At 73.2% G+C, this 22738-nt stretch carries 12 protein-coding genes and 1 pseudogene; 5 read left to right on the top strand and 8 right to left on the bottom strand.

Going from position 1 to position 22738, the window contains the following annotated elements:
• Positions 1–38 precede the first annotated feature (38 nt).
• A pseudogene (locus BLR04_RS10115) lies at positions 39–374 on the bottom strand (STAS domain-containing protein); the annotation flags it as partial.
• Positions 375–516: 142 nt separating this feature from the next.
• On the opposite strand from BLR04_RS10115, the gene BLR04_RS10110 reads away from it, so the two are divergent.
• Together BLR04_RS10110 and BLR04_RS10105 are read left to right on the top strand one after the other, a co-directional pair.
• Positions 517–945 (top strand): helix-turn-helix domain-containing protein, encoded by a 429-nt coding sequence (locus BLR04_RS10110; protein ID WP_090762019.1) that lies wholly within the window; start codon positions 517–519, stop codon positions 943–945.
• 83 nt (positions 946–1028) lie between these two features.
• On the top strand, positions 1029–1574 hold the full coding sequence (locus BLR04_RS10105) for a TetR/AcrR family transcriptional regulator (protein WP_245740149.1): 546 nt from the start codon (positions 1029–1031) through the stop codon (positions 1572–1574).
• Here BLR04_RS10105 and BLR04_RS10100 read toward each other — a convergent pair.
• From BLR04_RS10100 to BLR04_RS10090, 3 genes are all read right to left on the bottom strand, one after another.
• Positions 1512–3320 (bottom strand): wax ester/triacylglycerol synthase domain-containing protein, encoded by a 1809-nt coding sequence (locus BLR04_RS10100; RefSeq protein WP_090762014.1) that lies wholly within the window; start codon positions 3318–3320, stop codon positions 1512–1514. The genes BLR04_RS10105 and BLR04_RS10100 overlap by 63 nt on opposite strands.
• A gap of 142 nt (positions 3321–3462) precedes the next feature.
• Positions 3463–4512 carry a sulfite oxidase gene (locus tag BLR04_RS10095; protein ID WP_090762013.1) on the bottom strand — a complete coding sequence of 350 codons (1050 nt, stop codon included), beginning with the start codon at positions 4510–4512 and terminating at the stop codon, positions 3463–3465.
• Positions 4513–4829: 317 nt separating this feature from the next.
• Positions 4830–5225: a hypothetical protein gene (locus BLR04_RS10090; protein ID WP_090762011.1), complete on the bottom strand. Its 396-nt coding sequence runs from the start codon at positions 5223–5225 to the stop codon at positions 4830–4832.
• A gap of 351 nt (positions 5226–5576) precedes the next feature.
• On the opposite strand from BLR04_RS10090, the gene BLR04_RS10085 reads away from it, so the two are divergent.
• From BLR04_RS10085 to BLR04_RS10075, 3 genes are all read left to right on the top strand, one after another.
• Positions 5577–6020, top strand: coding sequence for a hypothetical protein (locus BLR04_RS10085; RefSeq protein ID WP_090762009.1), 444 nt, complete (start codon positions 5577–5579; stop codon positions 6018–6020).
• A gap of 88 nt (positions 6021–6108) precedes the next feature.
• Complete coding sequence (locus BLR04_RS10080; RefSeq protein WP_090762295.1) at positions 6109–6519, top strand: hypothetical protein; 411 nt, start codon at positions 6109–6111, stop codon at positions 6517–6519.
• Entirely contained in the window at positions 6516–6812 is a 297-nt protein-coding gene (locus tag BLR04_RS10075) for a transcriptional regulator (protein ID WP_090762007.1), read from the top strand. Before BLR04_RS10080 ends, BLR04_RS10075 begins: the two co-directional genes overlap by 4 nt.
• 104 nt (positions 6813–6916) lie before the next feature.
• Here BLR04_RS10075 and polX read toward each other — a convergent pair whose 3' ends face one another.
• From polX to BLR04_RS10055, 4 genes are all read right to left on the bottom strand, one after another.
• On the bottom strand, positions 6917–8596 hold the full coding sequence (polX, locus tag BLR04_RS10070; RefSeq protein WP_090762005.1) for a DNA polymerase/3'-5' exonuclease PolX: 1680 nt from the start codon (positions 8594–8596) through the stop codon (positions 6917–6919).
• Positions 8597–8694: 98 nt separating this feature from the next.
• Positions 8695–9675, bottom strand: a complete 981-nt coding sequence (locus tag BLR04_RS10065) for a threonine ammonia-lyase (RefSeq protein WP_245740148.1) — start codon at positions 9673–9675, stop codon at positions 8695–8697.
• Complete coding sequence (locus BLR04_RS10060) at positions 9672–17852, bottom strand: non-ribosomal peptide synthetase/MFS transporter (protein ID WP_090762003.1); 8181 nt, start codon at positions 17850–17852, stop codon at positions 9672–9674. Before BLR04_RS10060 ends, BLR04_RS10065 begins: the two co-directional genes overlap by 4 nt.
• Entirely contained in the window at positions 17849–22687 is a 4839-nt protein-coding gene (locus BLR04_RS10055) for a non-ribosomal peptide synthetase (RefSeq protein WP_090762001.1), read from the bottom strand. Before BLR04_RS10055 ends, BLR04_RS10060 begins: the two co-directional genes overlap by 4 nt.
• Positions 22688–22738: the final 51 nt, after the last annotated feature.

Genomic DNA, 22738 nt, shown 5'->3' with positions numbered 1-22738 from the left:
GCCTCGCGCTCGGCCGCGGCGGCCCAGTGCGGCTCGGCGTCGATCGCCTCGGCGATCGACCCGTGGCACGGGAACACGGCGGTGAGCCCGGTGATCCGGAAGATCCGCACGATGCGGTCCGTGGTCATGACGAGCCCCAGCGACCCGCCCGCCGTACGCAGCCGCTTGAGCGCGCCCACGAGCACCCCGAGCCCGGTCGAGTCGAGGAACTCCACCTCGCTCAGGTCGGCGACGATGTGCACGACGCCGTCGCCGGCGAGCGCGACGATCTGCTCGCGCAGTTTGGGAGCCGTGTAGACGTCGACCTCGCCACCGACCTTGACCACGGCGCAGGCGCCGACCGGTCCGATCACTTCCAGGTGGATGCCCTGCATGTCGCGCCTCACCCTCCGCCGTGTCATCGGCTACATTGACGAGGAAATGTAGAGATTTACACTAGGCAGCTTGCGCGCAATCTGTCAATAGTAGGATGTCGGCGTCATCGTGCAGCATGACAATTGGAAAGGGAGGCGGCCGATGCGAGTGGAAGAGGCCATCGGCAGGCAGATCGCGCGCCTGCGCGCCGAACGCCGCCTGTCGCTGACCGAGCTGGGCGAGGCCGTCGGCCGTCACCTCGACAAGCCGTGGAGCCGCCAGGCCGTCCACCAGGCCGAACGCGGCCAGCGGTCCTTCACCGCCGCCGAACTGACCGCGCTCGCGCTGGCCCTCGACACCTCGATCCCCGTCCTGTTCCGCGTCGACGACGACCGCATCGAGCTGCCCGGCGGGGCCGTCTCGCCCGAGGACTACCGCGGCGTCCTGCTCAACCGCGAGCCCGACATGCCGCTCGACGGCGTCGAGGAGCTGATCATCGCGCTGCACGACATCGGCGAGGTGCTCTCGCGTCCCACCCTGGCCCGCCTGGCCCGCATCGGCCGCGTGGCCGACCAGGTCGCCGGGATCTAGCCGGCCTCGTACGTCCCCGCCGGCGAACACTCCCGCGTCCCCGATCTGGCGATGAAGTCGCAGGTGGCGCTATGGTTCGAGCCGTGGTGATCCGTGACGTGCGCACGCGCATCCTGGATGCGGCGGAAGAACTGTTCGCCGGCCGCGGCTTCGAGGGCACCCCGACCGCGGTCATCGCCAAACTGGCGAAAGTACGCAGAGATTCGATTGTCGACTACTTCCCCCACAAGATCGATGTGCTGGTCGCTCTGGTCGACGAACGCACCCACATCGAGGAGAGCCGTGGGGTCGACGCGGTGCCCGGCGACCTGACCGCCACGCTGCGCCGGCTGGCGCGCGGGCTGCCGCTGCGCGCCTCACCGTCGATGCGGCGCATCCTGTTCCGCGAGGCCGACACCCACGGCTCGGTGAAGGAACGACTCACCCGGCTCAACGGCGAACTCGTCAGCAGGGCCCGCTTCGCGCTCGGCCTCGCCCTGCCCGGGGCGCGCGGCGACGCGGCCAGGCTGGAGGTGGCGGCGGCCACGTTCGCCGCGATCCTGCTCTACCAGGAGAACCTCTGCCAGCTAACCGGCCACCAGATCGACCCCGACGCCGTCGCGGAACTCATCGCCCACTCGCTCGTCTAGCACCTCGTCGAGCGCAGCCCGCAGGTGGCCGATCAGGCTCCACACGTCGTCCACCCGCTCGGGGCAGGCCACCAGGCCGAAGTCGATCATGCCGTCGTACGAGAAGCAGGTGATGCTCAGACCGCCGCTCATGTCGGTCACCACCGACAGCGGGTAGTACGACAGCAGCCGCCCCCCGCACAGGTAGAGCGGGAACTGCGGCCCCGGCACGTTGCTGATGATCAGATTGATGGGCGGGAACGCGACCCCGGCCAACCGGAACACCGCCGGGGTCGCGAGGGTCGCCAGCGGGGCGGGCAGCACCGAGCACAGCTCGCTCGGCCACGTCGCGGGCGCGAGCGCGAAGCGCCGCTTCGCCTGCGCCATGGCGGCGCCGACCGCCCGCAGGCGCTCCTTGGGATCGGCGACGTTCGTGGGCAGCGGCGTCACCATGGCGGAGATCTGGTTGCCGACCACCTCCTTGGCCGACCCCGTGCGTACCGCCACCGGGACCGCCACGACCAGCGGCGCCTCCGGCAGCGCGTCGTGTTCGCTCAACCACGACCGCAGGGCCGACGTGCACAGCGTCATGATGACGTCGTTGACGCTGATGCCGTGCGCCTTGGCGACGTTCTTGACGTCCTTGAGCGACAGCGACCCGAACGACAGGTGCCGTTGCGCGGTGATCGGGCCGTTGAACGGCGTGCGGGGCGCGGTGAGAGGCGGCATCCCCGGACGGTCGCGCCGCTCACCGGCCACCACGCGGGCCGCCTCGGCGATCCGCTTCGCGCCGGGCACGTTCGCGATCACCGGGATGGCGTCGAGGTCGCCGGCCGCCCTGACGACGGATCGCATGGCGGTGAAAGGATGCGTCATCGTGCGTACCGCCGCGCCCGCCAGCATCCCGAACAGGCCGGGAGCCTGCTGGCCGCCGGAGGAACCACCGTGCGCCTTGTCGGCGAGATCGTGCTGCCCGCCTGGCGTGCTCTCCGTCGTCGCCGGGACGTGCGGAGCCGCTTCGGCGGTGAGCGGGCCGGGCGCACCGCTTGCCGTCGGATCGAGGCATGCGACCGGCTGGCCGTTCGGTAGGTCGACCGCGCCCTGGAGGCCCGCTGTGACGACCGGCGGTTGGATCGCCGCGACGACCGGCGCGGAAGGGGCGCTGTCGGTCGCGGGAGGAAGGTCCGCGGGTGGGGGAGCCGTCGGGGGAGAGGCGGTCCGGCGGAGGGACGAGGTGCGGGCGGCGGACCGGGTCGGCGTCGCACCTGCACCGCCACGGCGGCGCAGGTGGCCGTCAGGGGTGAGGTCGAGCAGGGCGGCGAGGGTCTCCGCGCCCGACACGCCGTCGATGGCGGCGTGGTGCACCTTGGTGTAGACGGCCACCCGCCCGCCCGCGAGCCCCGTGATCAGGTGCATCTCCCACAGGGGATGCGCCCGGTCGAGCCGCCGGGAGTGGATGTCGGCCACCGCGTCGGCCAGTTGCTGGTCGTCGCCCGGCAGCGGCAGCGCGGTCTCGAACAGATGGTTGCCGATGTCGAAGTGGGGATCGGACACCCAGTACGGGTGGTCGAGCCCGAACGGCACCTCGGCGACCCGCAGGTAGAGCGCGGGCGACAGGTGGAGCCGGGCGAGCAGGAGGTCGGCGAGCGCGTCTTTCGTCACCGTGCCGTCGGCCGAGTCGAGGATCGCCAGCCCGGCGACGTGAGCCGTGGTCGTCGCCGTCTCCACACGGAGGAACTGCGCGTCGAGTGCGGTCAGCTGGCGCATCGGTTCTCCTTTTCCCTAGGCATGAGCAGCTTCACATCGAGGGATTTCGAGAAGGTTTCTGCGCGAGTCTTTCAGATGAAGTTGGATGCGCCGGACGGCCGTTTCGGGAATCACCAGCTCAGCCGAGCGAAGTGACAATTTCCTATCCGCTGACCACACGAACGGGATGGCGTACGACTGCGTCAAAATGATAACCCAACGGGTGGCGGGCGGTGACAGAGGGTTGCGTGGTGCCCGTTTCGTCGGTGGCGCGGGCCATCAGGACGTGTGGCCCGGTGTGTCGCGGCGCCCAGTTGACGTGCCACGGCAACCAGGCCTTGACCAGGTGCGCTCCGTGATGCAGGGCCTCCCGCCAGGTCGTTCCGCCGTCGAGGCTGACCTCCACCCGGACGATCCTGCCCCGCCCCGACCACGACCGCCCGCGCACCACGTGCGGGCCGGGAAGCGGCACGGTCGCATTCCAGGGAAGTTCGAAAGCGCTCTTCACCGGTTGCGTCGTGACCTCGGGGTAAAAAAGCGTGTTCCACGGAGTAAAAAGCTTGGTCGTCGCGACCTCGAGATCGCCGAGCCATTTGATGGACGCTATTCCCACCCAGCCCGGCACCACCAGGCGTACCGGGAATCCATGGTCGGGAGGCAGCGGGACGCCGTTCATCTCGTAGGCGACGAGGACGTCGTCCATCGCCTTGCTCACGGGAAGCGGCCTGCGGACGTGGCCGTGGTCCTCGAACGGCGCGTCGAGGCCGGTGGGCAGCACGTCCACCGCCTCAGGGAGCAGGCCGGCCTCCTTGAGGAGGTGCCTCAGCGGCACGCCGCGCCAGCGCGCCACGCCGATCCCGCCGAGACCCCACTGCGTGCCCGGCGCGCCGTTCTCCTGCTGCGTGCGGTAGAAGCGGCGTCCGTTGCCCGCGCACTCGATCGCCAGGTCGTACGTACGCGACGGCATGGCCCGCAGGTCGTCGTACCCGAACGCGCGCTCCCGGCGTACTCCGTCCCCATGGACGCGGAGACTCCAGGTGGTGGCGTCGATGAGAGGCGTGGAGGTGTGGTTGCGGACGAAGAAGCGGTCGTTGGGGGTGTGGTAGCCCATGCCCGACATGGCCTCCCACCGCATCTCGGCACTGTTGCCGTGGACTCTGAACAGGTGCTCGGGGAGCGGCTTCACGATCGCCGTCCGCGTCGTCTGCTTCATGGGCCTCACCTCGTGGTGCCGCAGTATTTGTCAATTCCCTACCTGAAAACCATCTAATAAAGAGAACGCCCGCGCAAGCCACCATCACTCACGGCCTGACCACCGAGCAGCAAGCGCCGGAGCCGTACAACACGAAGACGCCCCGCCGAAGGAGATGTGCGGCTTCGAGCGCAGGGCGGGGGACCCCGTGAACCTGGATGCCCTGTGGCGGTGGCGACCGCCACAGGGCATCCAGGCAGTGGTCCCTGCCGCTATATCTCAGTGAGGCAGTCCCGGATCATTGTCCGGGACGGCTTTCGTCGCGGGGTTGAACAGGTCTACCGTGCGAAGGCGCACTGGGCGTACACGATTGCGCTGGTCACCGCGGAGTCTGCTGGATTCCTCACCGTGAGCTGCCACACGGTGCCGTTCGCTATGGGCCGGTTGACCGTGACGATGGGCTCGCTGCCCAGGCCCACCGATGGCCAGGCGTAGCCTCCGCCGAGAACCCTCTTCCCGGCAGGGCAGCGGGCGCTGCCGCCGGCAAAGGCGTTGGGGCGCAGAGCGAACGTCGACTCGACGATTTCGTACCCGGCGATCGGCTGGGCGTGCCTGTAGGGCTTGTAGCGCTCCGGATCGTTGTGAGCGAACGCCGGCGCCTGGAACGAGGCGGCCAGCATGGCTCCGGCCAGCGTCGTCGTGGCCAAGGCGGCCACGCGCTTCAGTGAGATCATCTTGCTTCCTTGTCTGTGCATGCCGTGATCACGGCATACAGCAGATACCCATGTGACAAATGAGGCTGATCTGACGCAATCGATGGCCTGGCAAACACTCGGCACGCCCGGTTGGCGAGAGCACCTCGCAGACGCACGACGTCGCTCGCGGAAGCCAGGAACGACCTTGACGGATTTCGGCGCACCTCGACCATGCAGGCCACCGTGCCAGGGCAACTCGGGACGGTGCGGAAGGTAGCGCATTGGTCAAGTAAGTGCCTGTATGCCACTAAATATGGACTTCAGCGGAGTGAAATCCCTTTGGGGTGAGCATGGTGCAATGCGGACACACGCTCAGTCGGAAGGGACTTCATGGGAGGCGTAACCCGCACCCTCACCTGCGTCGGTCTTGTGACGACCGCCGCGCTCCTCCTCACCAACCTCACCCCGGACGGTACCCCGACCTCACTTCTCGGCCCTGCCCAGGTGTTCTTCACGTCGGCGTCGGCCACCCATGCCGACCGCGCCGCCCTGTTGAGTGCCGCGGACGCGGCCCTGTCGCCTGGCCCGGCGAGCCACGACCGCACCTGCCGGCCTGCTGCTGACACCGCCACCACCGACCCGATCGTGCTCGTGAAGTCGAGTTCGCGCACGGGTCACGTGACGCACGTCGGCCCGACGCGCTCGGCCGGACCGCTCACGAGTGCCTGCATCGGCGCCAGGTCGGCCCGCTGGAGGCAACCCGGCACCGCCGAGTACGCAAGCCTGCGGCTATGGCATCACCTCCACCCACGCACCACCCCGGAACGTCTGTAAGGCGCCCGCTTGGGGGCGTCGGCGAGTGACGAGATCGCGCGAATCCTGATGGTTGCCGTCTCGGCAACTGGTTGTCGAGACGGCCATCATGATGAAGCGTGATGCGGCAGCGGCACTCGCTCATGCGGACGCGCTGGAGGCGGAGGTCCGCCGGCACTCGCAGTGGTACGCGCGGTTTCTCGTCCTCTACAGCGTCGCCGCGCTGCTCGTGGTGCTCGTGATCGGGGTGAATCCCGGTCCCGTGGGCGCCATCGCCTCGATGGCCGTCTGGGTCTCCGCGCTCACCGGGCTGTTGATCTATGCGTTCAAGCAGCCGGTGACCAGGGCCGGCTTCGCCCGGCGCCATGTGTTGATCATCGGTAGCTGGGGAGCGCTCTACCTCGCTGTCCTGCTCCCCGGAAGCGCATGGTTCGAGGGCGACCTCGCCTGGTGGCTGCCCGGCGCGTTCGTGGTGGCCCTGCCCGGGCTCATCGGCGCCTACGCCGAGGTCCGTCGATGAGCCATCCGCGTCACGAGCTTGACGACGTCATCCACTCACCCGTCCGTTTCGCGATCGTCGCGGCCCTCGCCGCGGCGGAGAAGGCCGAGTTCCGCTACATCCGCGACCTCGTCGAGATCGAGACGTCCGCGCTCTCGAAACAGGTCTCCATCCTGGAGGCCGCCGGCTACGTGAAAGCCACCAAAGGGTACGTAGGCAAACGCCCCCGCACCTGGCTCAGCATCACCGGCGAAGGACGGGCAGCCTTCGCCACCCACTGCGCAGCACTCCGCAAGATAGTCGAAGGCGTGTAGCCGAGCCTCCAGACGCTGCTGCATCTCACCGGCACCCAGGCCGATCAGCCACGAGACGCCGTCGCCGTGGCTCGTGAAACTGACACGTCTGACGGTACGGGGGGTCAGCGGCCCAGGAAGGCCAGCAAGCGGTCGAGGGGCCAGGTGTTGATGACGTCGTCGGTGGTGAGCCAGGCGCGTTGCGCGATGCCGACCCCGAAGCGCTGGTGGGCGAGGTGGGGGATGGCGTGTGAGTCGCTGTCGATGGAGAACTTCACCCCGTGGTGCTTGGCCCGGCGGACGAGGTCGGCGGGCAGGTCGGAGCGGTCGGGGTAGGAGTCGATCTCCATGGCGGTGCCCGTGCGGGCCGCCGCGCGGAACACGGCGTCCCAGTCGGCGTCGACGGGCCCCCGCTTGCCGATCTTGCGGGTCGTCGGATGGCCGATGATGTCGACGTACGGGTTCTCGCAGGCGGCGATGAAGCGGCGGGTCATCTCGTCACGCGACATGCCGAAGTGGGAGTGGACCGACGCCACGCACACGTCGAACTCGCGCAGGATCTCGCCCGGCCAGTCGACCGAGCCGTCGGGCGCGATGTTGAGCTCGGTGCCGTGCAGCAGCCGCATGCCGGGAAAGCTCTCCTGCAGCTTGGCCAATCGGCCGCGCTGCTCGAGCGCCTTGTCGAGGGTCATGCGTTGCATCGCGAGGTCGGGCGCGTGGTCGGTGACCGCGTAGTAGGCGTAGCCGCGGGCGTGACCGGCCGCCACCATGTCGTCGAGCGAGGCGATGCCGTCGGTCAGGTCGGTGTGGGTGTGCAGGTCGCCCTTGAGGTCGCCCAGCTCGACCAGCACGGGCAGCTCGCCCTTCAGCGCCGCCTTGACCTCGCCGCCGTCCTCGCGCATCGGCGGCGGGACGTACTGCATGCCGAGGGCCGTGTAGATGTCCTCCTCGGACTCGGCGGCGATCACCCGCTCGCCCTCGAACAGCCCGTACTCGGACAGCTTCCAGCCCCGCTTGACCGCCAGCTCACGGACGGCGACGTTGTGCTCCTTGGAGCCGGTGAAGTACTGCATCGCGGCGCCCCACGACCCGGCCGGCACCACCCGCAGGTCGACCTGGACGCCGGACGTGGTGCGGATCGACGTCTTCTTGTCGCCGGCCGCGATGATCTCGGCGACGTAGGGCTGGGCGCGGAAGTCGTCCATGATGGACTCCGGCGCCACCGCGAGGATGTCGATGTCGCCGATCGTGTCCTTCATCCGGCGCAGCGAGCCGGCGTAGGCGATGCGGTCGGCCCGCAGCGACCCCATCACCTGCTCGGCCAGCGCCGTCGCGACGCCGATGTGCACCCGCCGGCCCGACTGCTCGAGCTGCTGGACGCCCTTCAGCAGGTTGGCCAGGGTCTTCGGGCCGAGGCCCTTGACGCCTTCGAGGCGGCCGGACGTGATCGCCTCGGCCAGCGCCGCGGGCGAGTCGACGCCGAACTCCTCGTACAGCATGATCGCGGTCTTGGGGCCGAGCGAGGGCACCCGGGTGAGCCGGCGGACCCCCTCGGGGACGCGCCCGCGCAGGTCGTCGAGCTGACGGAAGCTCCCGCGCTGCAGGAACTCCTCCATCTTCCTCGCGATGGCCTCGCCCACGCCGGGGACCGACCGCACGTCGACCACCGAGATGTCGTCAGGGAAGCCGGCGATCGCCTTGGCCGCCTTCTGGTAGCTGCGCACCCGGAACGCGTCGCCGCCGCAGAGCGCGAACAGCTCCGCGTATTCCTGCAGCGCAGCCGCCGCACTGTCATTCGCCCGCATGCCTCTACCTTAGGAGGCGGCCCCGACAGTTCCCGGCCCGCCGGATGCCCCCGGCGCCGGCCCGCCGAGACATGAGCGGGCCGGCTCGCGGTCGCGCGTCAGCCGACCTCCTGGGGACGGCCCGTCCGCAGCAGCGGCTCCGCGCCGGACGCGACGTTGCCGCCGGACAGGACCGCGACGACGGGCCCCTGCGGCAGGTGCGCCCGATGAGCGAGGTAGCCGGCCGTGGCGACCGCGCCGCTGGGCTCGGCGCGTTCCCCCAACTCCCGCAGGAGCAGGCGGGCGGCGTCGTCGATGGCGTCCTCGGTCACGGTCACCATGTCGTCCACGTACCGGTGGATGTGCTCCCAGGCCAGGGCGCCCAGCACCGGGGCACGCAGCCCGTCGGCCCGCGTACGGTAGGTCAGCTCCACCGGCCACGCCGTCCGCGTGCCGGACCGGAAGCTGGCCGCCCCGTCGGCGGCCAGCTCGGGCTCGACGCCGACCACCCGGATCGCCGGGTCGGCGGCCTTGACCGCCACCGCGATCCCCGCCAGCAGGCCGCCGTTGCAGACGGGCACCAGGACGGACCCCGCGTCCGGCAGGTCTGTGACGATCTCGGCCCCGGTGCTGCCGTGCCCGGCGATGACGTCGAACGCGTCGGAGCCGACCACGGTCGCGCCGAACCGGTCGGCCAGCGCCAGGCAGGCCTCCTCCCGCAGGGCGGGCGGCACGATCACCACCTCGGCACCGAGCCGGCGCGCGGCGCTCACCTTCAGCTCAGGAGCGGTGTCCGGCAGGACGACGGTCACCCGCAGCCCCTGCTCGGCCGCGGCGTAGGCGATGGCCTGGGCGTGGTTGCCCGACGACTGCGCGATCACGTGCCGTACGCCCTGCCCGGCCAGCCGTGCCACCGCGTTGACCGCGCCGCGTACCTTGAACGAGCGGGTCGGCTGCCGGTTCTCGGGTTTGACCCAGAGCTGCTCGCCTGGCAGCCGCAGCAGCGGCGTGCGCCGCACGAACGGCGCGATGCGGGCACCCGCCGCCCGGACGTCGGCCGCGGTGACGAGCCCCGTGCGCACTGCGTCCTCCACGTTCACGCGCTCAGCACCTGCTCCTGGACGGCGTCCAGGTCGGCCGCGGCCTCCGACGGCGGCGCGGCGTCGGGGACGAGGTCCTCCAGGTGGTGCAGCGGCCGGTACCGCAGCCCGAGCAGCCCCCACACCACCAGGAACACGCCGCTGGCCAGCAGCACGACTCCCGCGCCTCCGCCGGGGCCTTCGGTGAACCGCCCGGCCCACTCCGCCAGCGGATCGGCGGCGAGGAAGCCGATCGGCTGCATGGCCGTGGCGATCATGATGTTCACCGCGAGCACCCGTCCCTGCAGCTCCGGGCCCACCTTGACCTGGATGATCGACAGCCAGTGCGCGTTGCCGATGCTCATGCACGCCAGCCGGATGAACAGTCCGGCCGCGACCAGCCACACGACCGGCCACACGCCCATGAGCACCACGCCCAGCCCGGACCCGGCGACGAAGGCGATCATTCCGGTGGCCCGCCGCCTGGTTCCGCCCCACACCAGCACCACGCCGGTGCCCAGGGCCGCGCCGATGCCGCCCACGGCGGTCACCACGCCCAGGTCGGCCGAGGTGCCGATGGCCAGCACGACCGGGGTGACGAGCACCCACATCAGCGCGGTGCAGAAGTTCACGACCGCGAAGTAGAGCGCCATCACCAGCAGCGGCCGCCGCCTGCGCAGGAACCGCCACCCGCCGGTGAGCGCCGCCGTGAACGTCTCCTCGCGCCGGTGGAAGAGCCGGTCGGGGAAGCGCACCAGCAGCAGCGTCACCACGCCGACCGCGAACGTGGCCACGTCCACGGCCACCACCGCCGACAACCCGAACAGGCCGATCAGCGCGCCGCCCGCGAGCGGCGCGACCACGTTGCCCACGCCGAAGCCCACGTTCGCCAGCGCGTTGGCCTGCGGCAGGTACGGTTTCGGCACCAGCTGCGCGACCGCCGCCAGCCACGCGGGCTGCTGAAACGCCGACACGACCGAGGTCACGCCCACGATGAGGCAGACGTTCCAGAACTCCAGCCCCCCGGTGACCAGCAGCAGCACCAGCGCCACCATGGAGAGCCCGGACAGCGCGTCGCAGGCCAGCATGATCCTGCGCCGGTCCACCCGGTCGGCCAGCGCGCCGCCCAGCGGGGTGAGCAGCACGGCCGGGATCTGCGCCAGCATCGTGACCAGCGCCAGATCCAGGATCTCGCCGCTGAGCTGGTAGGCCCACACGCCGAGCGCGAACGAGCTCAGCGCCGTGCCCAGCGCCGAGACGATCTGCCCGGCCGCGACCGTGTAGAAGGGCCACAGCCTGCTCTGTTCCGGTGGGCGCACCGGCTCCGGCAGCGTTCCGGCCGCCCAGCGGGTCAGGCGCTCCAGCACCAGGGCGGCCAGCGGTTCGGCCTGGTGGCGCAGGAAGTAGTGGCCGGCCCTGGGCAGCACGGCCCGCTCCACCCGGGGCGAGAACGCCGCCCACTCGGCATAGCGCTCCTCGTGCAGCTCGGTGGCGCGGTCGCGTTCCCCGACCAGGCTGAGTATCGGGGCCCGCAGCGGCGCCCCCTCGCCGGCCAGCTCCCTGCCGAACCACTCCTGCGCCTGGTCGGCGTCGTGCCGCATGGCGCGGACGGCCGTGCTCTTGGCGGCCTCGTCCATGTCGTCGAGCAGCCCGCCGGAGGCACGCAACGCGTCGCGGAACATCCGGTCCGACGTCCAGCGCTCGCCGCCGAACAGCCGCCTGATCGCCCCGGGCAGCCGTGCCGCCGGGAAGCTAGCGGCGGCGATCACGCCCAGTACGGGTACGCCGTCCGCCTCCAGCCGGCGCGCGAGCGCGACGGCGGGCGCGGAGCCCACGCAGTGGCCGTAGATCGCGACCGGGCCCGACGCGCTCTGCGCCACCTCGGCGGCCAGCACGTTCACCAGCTCCTCCAGCGGCAGCGGCGCCTCGTCGGGGCGGGCGGGGTCGTGGCCGGGCAGCTCGGCGGAGAGCACCTCCACCCGGTCACCCAGCGCCTTGGCCAGCGGCTGGTAGACCGCCGCCGACCCGCCGCCGTACGGCACGCACACCAGCGTGAACTCGCCGGCCCGGCCGCCGCCCAGGCGGTGCAGCAGCCCGGCGCCGCCCTCGCTGCCGAGCCGGCCGAGGAACGCGGCCAGATCGGCCACGGCGGGCCGGGTGAACAGGTCGATCACCCGCAGCCCGCGGCCGATCTCCTTGACCGCGCGCACCGCGGCGAACGAGTCGCCGCCGAGGGCGAAGAAGTCGTCGCCGGCCCCCACCCGCTCGACGCCGAGCACCTGGGCGAAGACCCCGGCGACCAGCTCCTCGTTCGGCGTCGCGGGCGCCGCGTACGCGGCCTGCTCCGCCACCGGCTCGGGCAGGGCGGCCCGGTCGATCTTCCCGTTCGGGTTGAGCGGGAGCCGGTCGAGCGCCACGACGTGCGCCGGCACCATGTAGTCGGGCAGCCGTTCCCGCAGCGCCGAGCGCACGGCCGCGGCCTCCACGGTCGCGGGCGTCACCCACGCGGCGAGCTGCCTGGCCTTCCCCTCGCCGACGGGCAGCACCACGGCCTCGGCGACCTGCGGCAGCGCCCGCAGCGCGGTGGTGACCTCGCCCAGCTCCACGCGGTAGCCGCGCACCTTGACCTGGTCGTCCACCCGGCCGCGGAACTCGATCCGCCCGCCCGAGGCGACGCGCAGCAGGTCGCCGCTGCGGTAGCAGCGTCCCTCCCCGGTCAGCGGGTCGGGGACGAACCGCTCGGCGGTCAGCTCGGGCCGGCCGATGTAGCCGCGGGTCACGCCGGGGCCGCCGACCACCAGCTCGCCGGGCACGCCGGGCGGCACAGGGCGTGACGCCGCGTCCACCAGGTGCCCGTACACGCCGGGCAGCGGGCGGCCCAGCGGCACGATCCCGGTCCGCCGGTCGGCGGGGATCTCCTCGGTGTCGCACACCAGGCAGATCATCGTGGACTCGGTGTGACCGTAGTGGCTCTGGATCCTGAGCCAGGGCCTGGCTGCCCTGGCCCGCTCCACCAGGTCCCACGGGCACGCCTCGCCCGCCAGGATCAGCAGCTCGCGCGGCAGCACGGCCGGCAGGTCGCCGCCCGAGGCCAGCAGCTCCAGGTGGCTCGGCACGCACTTGACGACGTCGACCCGGTGCTCGGCCAGGTAACCGGCGAACGCGGCCGGGTCCATCGCGGTCTCGCGGGGCACCAGGTGCACCGTCCCGCCCGTGGTCAGCGCGCCGAACACGCAGGTCAGGCCGAAGTCGGCGGCGGGCGTGGAGACCACGGCGAACGACCCGCCCGGCACGCCGATGCGCGGCAGCATGCCGCCCAGGTAGTTCAGCACACCGCCGTGCTCGGCGGCCACCGCCTTGGGCGTGCCGGTGGACCCCGACGTGAAGATCACGTGGTGCAGGTGCTCGGGCCGTACGTCGACCTCAGGGCGGGTGCCCGGCAGGGACGGCGGCCGGTCGAGCGCCAGCACCCGCCTGCCGTCACCGATCAGGTGCGCGAACTCGCTCACCGTCACCACGGCCCGCACCCCGGCGGCCTCCAGCATCGCGGCGATCCGCGCCGCCGGGTACGCCGGGTCCATCGGCAGGTAGCCGCCGCCCGACTTCTGGATGCCGAACAACGCGCACGCCAGGTCCGCGCCCGGCTCCAGCAGCACGCCGACCGGCTCGTCGGCGCCCACCCCGGCCTCCAGCAGCCAGTGCGCGATCCGGTTCGCGGCCGACTCCAGCTCCGCGTACGTCAGGGCGCGGTCGGCGCCCACGACGGCCGGGGCGCCGGGAGTCTCGTCCACCCAGCGCTCGATCAGGTGGTGCACCGCCCCGGCGGGCGGCTCGGGCGGCGGCCCGCCATCGACGACGGGGCCGGTCACCGGCTCCAGCGGCACCGCGCCCACCGGCGCGTCCAGGTCGGCGAGCAGCCCGTCGAGCAGGGCGGTGTACCAGCGGGTCAGCTTGGCCGCGGTGCCAGGCTCGAACAGGTCGGTCCGGTAGGCGAGCCCGCCGCGCAGCGGCGCGCCCGTCCCCTCGTCGATGACGTGCCAGCTCAGGTCGAACTTGGTGGTCAGCTCCCGCAGGTGGATCTCGGACGCCTCCAGGCCGGGCAGCTCCGGCCTCGCCACGCCAGAGATGTAGTTGAGCATCACCTGGAACAGCGGCGTGGCCGCCAGGTTCCGCTCCGGCCGCAGCCGGTCCACCACCCGGTCGAACGGCGTGCCCGCGTGCGCGAGCGCGCCCAGCGCGGACTCCCGCGCGCGGGCCAGCAGGTCGCGCCCGGTCGGGTCGCCGCCCACGTCGGTCCGTACGACCACCGTGTTGAGGAAGCAGCCCACCACGCCTTCGGTGTCCGGGTGGTCACGGCCGGAGACCGGCACGCCGACCGCGATGTCCGCGCTCGCCGACAGCCTGGCCAGCAGCGCCTGCAGCCCGGCCAGCAGCACGATGAACGGCGTGGACCGGTAGGCGGCGGCCACCGCCCTGACCCGATCGCTCAGCCCGGCAGGCAGCTCCAGGTCCAGCGCGGCACCGCCCGGGTCGGGCACCGCGGGGCGCGGCCGGTCGGTGGGCAGGTCGAGCACCGGCGGCAGGCCGTCCAGGTGCCCGGCCCACCAGTCCAGGTCGGCCGGGTCGGGGACCGGCGACACCTCGGCGTACTGCGCGGGCGGCGGGTCGAGCGGCGGGCGCAGGCCGAGGCGGGCGGCGTACAGGCCGGACAGCTCCTCCAGCAGCAGGCCGCGCGTCCACGCGTCGGTGGCGATGTGGTGGAAGGTGAGCGAGAGCACGTGCTCGTCGTCATCCGAAGCGTCGTCCACGGACAGCAGCACCGCCCGCATCGGCGGCTCGCGGTCCAGCGCGAACGGCGTCGCGAGGTGCGTGGCCAGCACGTCCTCGACCTCCGAGCGGTCCGCGCGCGCGGTGGACACGGGCACCTCGCCGGCGTCGCGCACCACCATCACGGGCTCGGGGCCGGAGTCGTCGACCACGCCGCGCAGCACGTGGTGCCGCTCGGCCAGGTCGCGTACCGCGTCCAGCAGCGCCTCCGCGCGCAGCGGGCCGCGCAGCCGCAGCGCCACCGGGACGTTGTAGGCGCTGCTGTCCGGCTCGAGCTGCGCCAGGAACCACAGCCTGGCCTGCACCCCGGACAGCGGCACCGGCCCGTCCGCCGGCGCGCGCCGCACGCGCGCGGCGTCGGCCGGACGGGGGAGCGCGGCGGCCAGGTCGGCCAGCACCGGGTGCTCGAACAGCAGCCGCACCGGCACCGCCGCGCCCAGCCGTTCCCGCAGCCGCCCGGCCACCCGGGTCGCCGCGAACGAGTGCCCGCCGAGGGCGAAGAAGTCGTCGTCCGCCCACACCTCCGCGAGCCCGAGCACGTCCGTCCAGACCTCGCCCACCAGGCGCTCCTCGGGAGTGCCCAGCGGCACCCGCACCGAGGGCCCCGCCTCGGGTACGGGCAGCGCGGCCCGGTCAACCTTGCCGTTCGGCGTGAGCGGCAACGTCTCCAGCACGCCGATCGCGGCCGGCACCATGTAGTCGGGCAGCCGCTCGCGCAGCGCCGCCCGCACCTCGGCCACGTCGACCGTCGCCGGGGTCACCCAGGCGGCGAGGCGCCGCTCCATGCCGGCGCCGACCGGCTGCACGTACGCCTCCGCGACCTGCGGCAGGGCGCGCAGCGCCGCGGCGACCTCGCCCAGCTCGACGCGGAAGCCGCGCACCTTCACCTGGTCGTCGATCCGCCCCAGGAACTCGATCAGCCCGTCCGAGGTCACCCTGACCCGGTCGCCGGTGCGGTACCAGCCGCCGGTGAAGCGCTCCGCGGTGAGGTCGGGGCGGCCCAGGTAGCCGCGGGCCACGCTGGGCCCGCCGATCCACAGCTCGCCGGGCACGCCGGGCGGCAGCGCCCGCCCGGACGGGTCGGCCACCCGGCACACCACGTCGGCCAGCGGCCGGCCCAGCGGCGCCCGGCCGGGAGAGGTCTCGCCCGCGTCGCAGGCCAGCACCGACACCGTGGTCTCGGTGGGGCCGTAGTGGATCTGCACCTCCAGGTCCGGCCGCGCCTCACGGACCCGCGCCACCAGGTCCGCCGGCACCGCCTCACCGGCCAGGACCAGCAGCTTGCGCGGCAGCGCGGCCGTGCCGAGGAGTTCGAGCTGGCTGGGCACCATCTTGATCGCGTCCACCGGATGGGCCGCCAGGTGGGCGGCGAACGCGGCCGGGTCGGTGGCCGTCTCGTGGTCGATCAGATGGAGGGTGGCGCCCGTGGTCAGCGCGCACCACACGTTCGTCATGCCGAGGTCGGCGGCGGCGGTGGAGACCAGTGCGAACGAGGCCAGCCCCGCGGGCATGACCTCGGCCACCGCGCCGAGGTAGTGCGTGATGTGCCGGTGCTCGACCGTGACGCCCTTCGGCCGTCCGGTCGAGCCCGAGGTGTAGATCACGTACGCCAGGTGCTCCGGCCGCACGGCCACGCAGGGGCGTTCGCCGGAGGCGTCCGCGGCGGCGGCGAGCTCGGTGTCCGTGAGCACGATCCGCGCTCCGGCGTCGGCCACCACCGCCTGGTTGCGCCGCTCCGGGTAGACCGGGTCGAGCGGCAGGTAGGCCGCGCCCGCCTTGAGCACGCCGAGCATGGCGACCACCAGCTCGGGCCGCCGCTCCAGCAGCACGCCGACCGGCTCCTCCTGGCGCACCCCGCACGCCAGCAGCCACTGGGCCACCTGGTTGGCGCGGCGGTCCAGCTCCGCGTAGCTGAGCCCGCCGACCGCGACCGTGTCAGGGCGGGCGTCGGCCACCCGCTCGACCAGCGTGTGCAGCGGCACGTCCACGGGCAGGTCCGCGTCGCGGCCGCGCAGGTCGTCGCCGGACGGCAGCCGCACCGGCGCGTCAGGGTCGGCGAGCATGCCGTCCAGCAGCTCGACGTACCAGGTGGCGAGCCGCCGCACGGTGGCCTCGTCGAACAGGTCCTTGCGGTAGCGCAACTCGCCGGAGAACCGGGTGCCGTCGTCGCAGAGCTCCAGGTTGAGGTCGAACTTCGCGGTCGGCGCGGGCGGCGACCCGACCTCGACCTCCAGCTCCGGCAGCGACACCGGCGCACCGGTGTCATAGACGTTGAGCATCACCTGGAACAGCGGCGTGACCCCGAGGTTCCGCTCCGGCTGCAGCCGCTCCACGACCTGCTCGAACGGCGTGCCGGCGTGCGCGTACGCGTCCAGCGCCGCCGTACGCGCCCGGGCCAGCAGCTCCGCGCCGGTCGGATCGCCCGAAGTGTCGCCGCGCACCACCAGGGTGTTGACGAAACAGCCGACGACCCGCTCGGCGTCGGGGTGATGGCGGCCCGCGTGCGGCACCCCCACGGCGATGTCGTCGACGCCGGACAGGCGGCTCAGCAACGCCTGCAGCCCGGCCAGGAACACCATGAACGGCGACGTCCCCGCCACCGCGCGCACCTTCGCCGCCAGCGGCTCTGGCACCTCCACCGGCACCGCCGCCCCCTCCCACCCGGGCACGGACGGGCGCGGGCGGGCGAGCGGCAGGTCGAGCACCGGCGGCAGGCCCGCCAGGTGCTCGGCCCACCAGTCGAGGTCGGTGTCCGGCCGCCCGGCCTCCCACGCCGCCACGTCCGCGTACTGCAGGGCGGGGGGAGCGGGGGGCGGCTCCAGGCGTAATCGGGCGGCGTACAGGCGGGTGAGATCGTCCAGCAGCACGCGTTCCGACCAGGCGTCGGTGGCGATGTGGTGCAGGGTGAGCGCGAGCACGCACTCGTCGTCGCCGAGCCGGAACACCGTGGCCCGCAGGGGCGGCTCGGCGTCCAGCAGGAACGGCCGCCAGGCGTGGCCGGCCAGCTCCCGCTCCAGCTCCGCCGCGTCCACGATGTCCACCACGGGCACCGGCACGGCGGCGACGGGGCGCACCCGTCCGTCCTCGATGACGCCGCGCAGGATCCAGTGCCGATCCGCCAGGTCCGCCACCGCGCCGGTGAGGGCGGCGACGTCCACCGGGCCACGCAGCCGCAGCGTCAGCGGCACGTTGTAGGCGGGCGTGTCCGGCTCCAGCTGGGCCAGGAACCACAGCCGCTCCTGCGCCGGCGACAGCGGCATGTCCGTGGCCGACGTCGCCGGGATGCCGGGGGCCTTCTCGGCCTGCTTCAGTGCGGCGGCGAGCCTGGACCGGACGAGTCCGGCGATCCGGTCCTCATGTACCTCGGTCATCCCTCGTCCCCTTCCATCAGGTCGGCGGCCAGCAGCTCCTCCAGCGCGGCGGCGAAGCCGGCGAGCACCGGGCGGTCGAACAGCAACCGCACAGGCACGTCGACCTGCAACATCTCGCGCAGGCGGGCGGCCACCCTGGTGGCGGCGAACGAGGCTCCGCCGAGGGCGAAGAAGTCGTCGTCGGCCCAGACCTCCGGCCGTTCCAGCACCTCGGCCCAGACGGCGGCCACCAGGCGCTCGGCGTCGGTGGACGGCGCGACCCTCACGACCTCGGGGCCGGTGTCCGGCTCGGGCAGCGCGGCGCGGTCGACCTTGCCGCTGGGCAGCGTGGGCAGGACCGGCAGGGCGACCCAGCGGCGCGGCACCATGTGGCCGGGCAGCCTGGACCTGGCGTGCCGCTCGATCGCGGCCAGGTCCGCCGTCTCCGGCGTCACGTAGCCGACCAGGTGGGCCTGTGCGTCCGCGCCCGCCACGGTCACCGCGGCCTCGGTGAGCTCGCGCAGCACGGCCTCGATCTCGCCCAGCTCGATCCGGTACCCGCGGACCTTCACCTGGTGGTCGCGGCGGCCGTGGAACTCCAGCGTCCCGTCCGGCCGCCACCGCGCCAGGTCGCCCGTGCGGTAGCACCGGCCGCCGGGCGTGAACGGATCGGCCACGAAGGCGGCCTCGGTCAGGTCAGGCCGGCCCCGGTAGCCGCCGGCCACGCCGGCGCCGCCCAGCAGCAGCTCGCCGACCTCGCCCGGCGGCACCAGCCGCAACCGCGCGTCGACCACGTACGCCCGCTCGCCCGGCATCGGCGTCCCGATCGGCACCCGGTCGCCCTCGTGCGCGCGCACCCGGTGCAGCGTCGAGGTGACGGTGGTCTCGGTGGGGCCGTAGGCGTTCCACAGCTCGCCGACGCGGAGCAGGATCTGGTCGGCCAGCGCCGGGTCCAGGGCCTCACCGCCGACGACGGCCCGCAGCGCCGGGCCGCCCGTCCAGCCGGCCGCGAGCAGCATCCGGTACGAGGTCGGCACCAGGTCGATCACCGTCGCCCCGCTCGTGGTGATCAGCTCCGCCAGCGCGTGCCCGTCGGTGGCCGTGGTCCTGTCCACCACGACGGACGTGCCGCCGGCGGTCAGGACGCTCCACAGCTCGGAGGCGGACGCGTCGAAGCTCAGCGGCGCGACCGCGGGCTGCACGTCGGCCGGGCAGAGACGGAGCGTCGCGATCATCCCGGCCACGAGGGCGGCCAGACCGCCGTGGGTGACCTCGACCCCCTTGGGGACGCCGGTGGAGCCGGAGGTGTAGGTGAGGTACGCCAGGTCGTCGGAACGGACCTCCGGCAGTTCCGCGCGCGGGCCCGCCGCGAGCAGGTCCGCGTCGAGCGTCACCGGCCCGCCCGGTGCCGCCGCCTCGGACAGGGCCGCCTCGGACAGGGCCGCCTCGGACAGGGCCGCCTCGGACAGGGCCGCCTCGGACAGGGCCGCCTCGGACAGGGCCGCTTCAGGCACGGCCGCTTCAGAGGGTGCTTCGCCGCGCGTGAGCACCACGCGGGCGCCCGCGTCCGCGGCCAGCAGGCGCAGCCGTTCGGCCGGGTGGTCCGGGTCCAGCGGCAGGTACGCCGCCCCCGCCCGCCACACGCCCAGCAGCACCGCGGGCAGCATCCGGTCGCGCGGAACGCGGACGCCGACCACGTCGCCCCGCGACACCCCGTGCGCCAGCAGTCCGGCCGCGATCCGGTCGGCGCGGTCGTTCAGCTGGGCGTGGCTCAGCGAAGCGCCGTCCTGGCCGGCCACCGCTGTGCCCGTCGTGTGCGACGCGAGCGCCAGCGGCACCGGCGGCAGGTCGTCGGGCAGCCGCGGCCCGGCCGCGCGGCCCAGCAACGCGGCGCGTTCGTCCGGGGTGACCCGCTCGAACGCGGCGATCGGCAGGTTCGGTTCGGCCGCCGCGCGCCGCAGCAGCGACAGCAGCCGGTCGAGGTACGCCTCGGCCTCCTGCCTGCCGAGCAGCGCGACCGCGTACTCCAGGTGCAGTTCGGAGCCGTCCACCGTACGGTTGACCAGGACGCTGAACTCGTGCACCGCCGCGCCGGGGCCCACCTCGGTCAGCAGGTCGAGACAGCCGGCGCGCACCGGCACCTCGGCGTGCTGCATGGCCAGCATCACCGGAGAGCGGGGCAGGTCGGCGGGCAGGACCTCCTGGTGCACCAGGGCCCGCGTGGCGACCTCCCCTGCCTGCCTGACCAGGTCGCGGAAGGTCGGCGCCGACTCCGGCCGCAGCCACACCGGCAGCGTGTCGATGAGCGGCCCGACCACCCGGGCAAGCTCCGGCGCGGCGCGCCGTGCCGCGACCATCCCGATCAGGGTGTCCTGCTCCCCGGAGGCCAGGGCGAGAGCGGCCAGGTACACCGCGTACGGAGTCGTGCCGTACGCACGGGCCAGCGCCGCCACGCCGTCCGTGAACTCCTCGGGCAGCGGCCTGATCACCCGGTCCGTCGTCAGGTCGGCGGGCGGCGGACCCGCCACCGGCGCCCCCGCCAGCTCGTCGCGCCAGAACTCCCGCAGCCGCGCGAGGCCGGCCCGGTCCTCCTGCTCGTGTACCGCCACGTCGCCGAACTGCACCGCCGGCTCGGGAACGGGCTCGCCCGCCAGCTCGGCGGCCAGCTCCTCCATCAGCACGCCGACGGAACCACCGTCGAAACCGATGTGGTCCGTCACGAGCACCAGCTCGGCCAGGCCGTCCCCCACGGGGCACAGGCTCGCGCGCAGCAGCGGCACCTCGTTCGTCACGTCGAACACGTGCTCCGCCGCGGCCCGTGCCACCTTCACCGGGTCCGCGCCCGCCGGGTGCTCGACCAGGGGGACGGCGGCGGGCGGGTGCACGATCGCGTACGGGACGCCGTCCTCGCCGACGGCGATCGTGCTGCGCAGGGCCTCGTGCCGGCGCACGATCGCGTCCAGCGCCTCGCGCAGCGGCGCGGTCCCGCTGAAGTCGCGCACGCGGAGCCGGATCGGCACGGTGGTGACCGGGCTGTGCGGGTGCAGCCGGCGCAACGTCCAGAACTGCTGCTGCGCGACGGTGAGCGGGTGCCGGGTCACGCCGGTCCGCCGCACCGGCGCCGATCCGGGCTCGCGCAGGCCCGCCGCCAGCCCGGCCGCGGTCGGCTCGGTCAGGAACGCCGCCAGCGGCACGGTGTGCCCGAGCCGCCGTGACAGCTCGATCACCACCCGGGCGGCGGCCAGCGAGTGCCCGCCCAGGTCGGCGAACCGGTCGTACACGCCCACCTCGGGCAGGCCCAGTACGTCCGCGATCACCCCGGCCGCCAGGCGCTCGTCGTCCGTGCGCGGCGCGACCGGCGCCTCGCTCCCCGTACGGGCGGGGCGCAGCTTGGGCAGGGCCGCGCGGTCCACCTTGCCCATGGGGGCGATCGGCAGGTCGTCGGTCACGCCGATCCTGGCCGGGACCAGGTGGTCGGGCAGGCGGTCACGCAGCCAGCCGCGCAGCTCGGGTTCCGTCACGCCGGAGGCCGCCACGTGCGCGACGAGGTAGGCGATGCCGTCGTCGTCGGTGTGCGCGAGGACGACGGCGCGGCGCACCGCCTGATGACGGTCCAGCGCCGACTCGACCTCGCCCAGCTCCACCCGGTAGCCGCGGATCTTGACCTGGTCGTCGGCGCGGCCCACGTAACGCAGCTCGCCGTCCACCCACCGGACCAGGTCGCCGCTGCGGTAGACGCGGGAGCCGTCCGGCTCGGTGCGGAACGCCTGCGACTCGTGGCCCAGGTATCCGCGGGTCACGCCGGGCCCGCCGATCCACAACTCGCCCACTTGTCCGTCCGCGACCGGCCTGCCGTCGGCGTCGCGCACGCTGAGCAGCGCGTTCGCCATGGGCCCGCCCAGCGGCGGCTCGCCCTGGTGGTCGCGGCTCACCTCGTACATGGTGCTGCCGGTGGTGCACTCGGTGGGGCCGTACATGTTGAGCACGCGGCGCACGCCCGGGTTCGCGAAGATGCTCGCGACCAGGGCGGCGGTCAGCCGCTCGCCGCCGGACAGCACCATGCGCACGCCCTCCGGCAGCGGCTCGCGCAGCAGCACCGACAGCGCGGACGGGACGCCGAAGACCGTGCGCACCTCGTCGCGGGCGGGCAGCGTCGGCAGCGCCAGCACATTGTCCGCCATGATCACGGTCCCGCCTGCGGACAGCGGCGTGAAGATCTGCGTGATCGAGGCGTCGAAGCAGATGGAGGAGCCGGCCAGCATGCCGCTCAACTCCTCGGAGGTGTAGGCGGACGCCTCCCAGCGCACCAGGTTCATGGTGTTGCGGTGCTCCACGACCACGCCCTTGGGCCGGCCGGTGGAGCCGGAGGTGTAGATGACGTACGCGGCGTCGCCCGGCTCGCCGGGCACCTCGGGCCCGTGCTCGGCGGGCGCCGTGTCATCGACGAGCACGGTGGCGGCGCCGGTCAGCGACGCGGTGCCGCGCCGGGACGCCGAGGTGAGCACCATGCGCACGCCGGAGTCCTCGGCCATGAACCGTAATCGCTCCGCCGGGTAGGCCGGGTCCAGCGGCACGTAGGCCGCTCCCGCCTTCAGCACCCCGATCAGCGCGGGCACCAGCCACTCGTCGCGGTCGAGGCAGATTCCCGCCAGGTCGCCACGTCCGACGCCCCGCGCGGCCAGGGCGTTCGCGATCCCGTTGGCCATGCGGTCGAGCTCGGCGTAGGTCAGCCGGCTCGTGCCCGCGACGACGGCGACCCGGTCGGGCGTGCGCCGGCTCTGCGCCTCCAGCGCCTCGTGAATCCGGTTGGGCGAGTCGGTGAGAGGGCGGCGCGCGCCCGTAACCTCCGTGGCCATGTGTCCTCTTTCCAGCACAAACGTGTCCGTGTGGGCGGTCGCGAACGGGCC

The sequence above is a fragment of the Nonomuraea maritima genome, assembly GCF_900100395.1.
GTDB lineage: Bacteria > Actinomycetota > Actinomycetes > Streptosporangiales > Streptosporangiaceae > Nonomuraea > Nonomuraea maritima.
The sequence above is the reverse complement of the archived record's forward strand: the minus strand, read 5'-3'. Positions and strand labels throughout refer to the sequence as shown.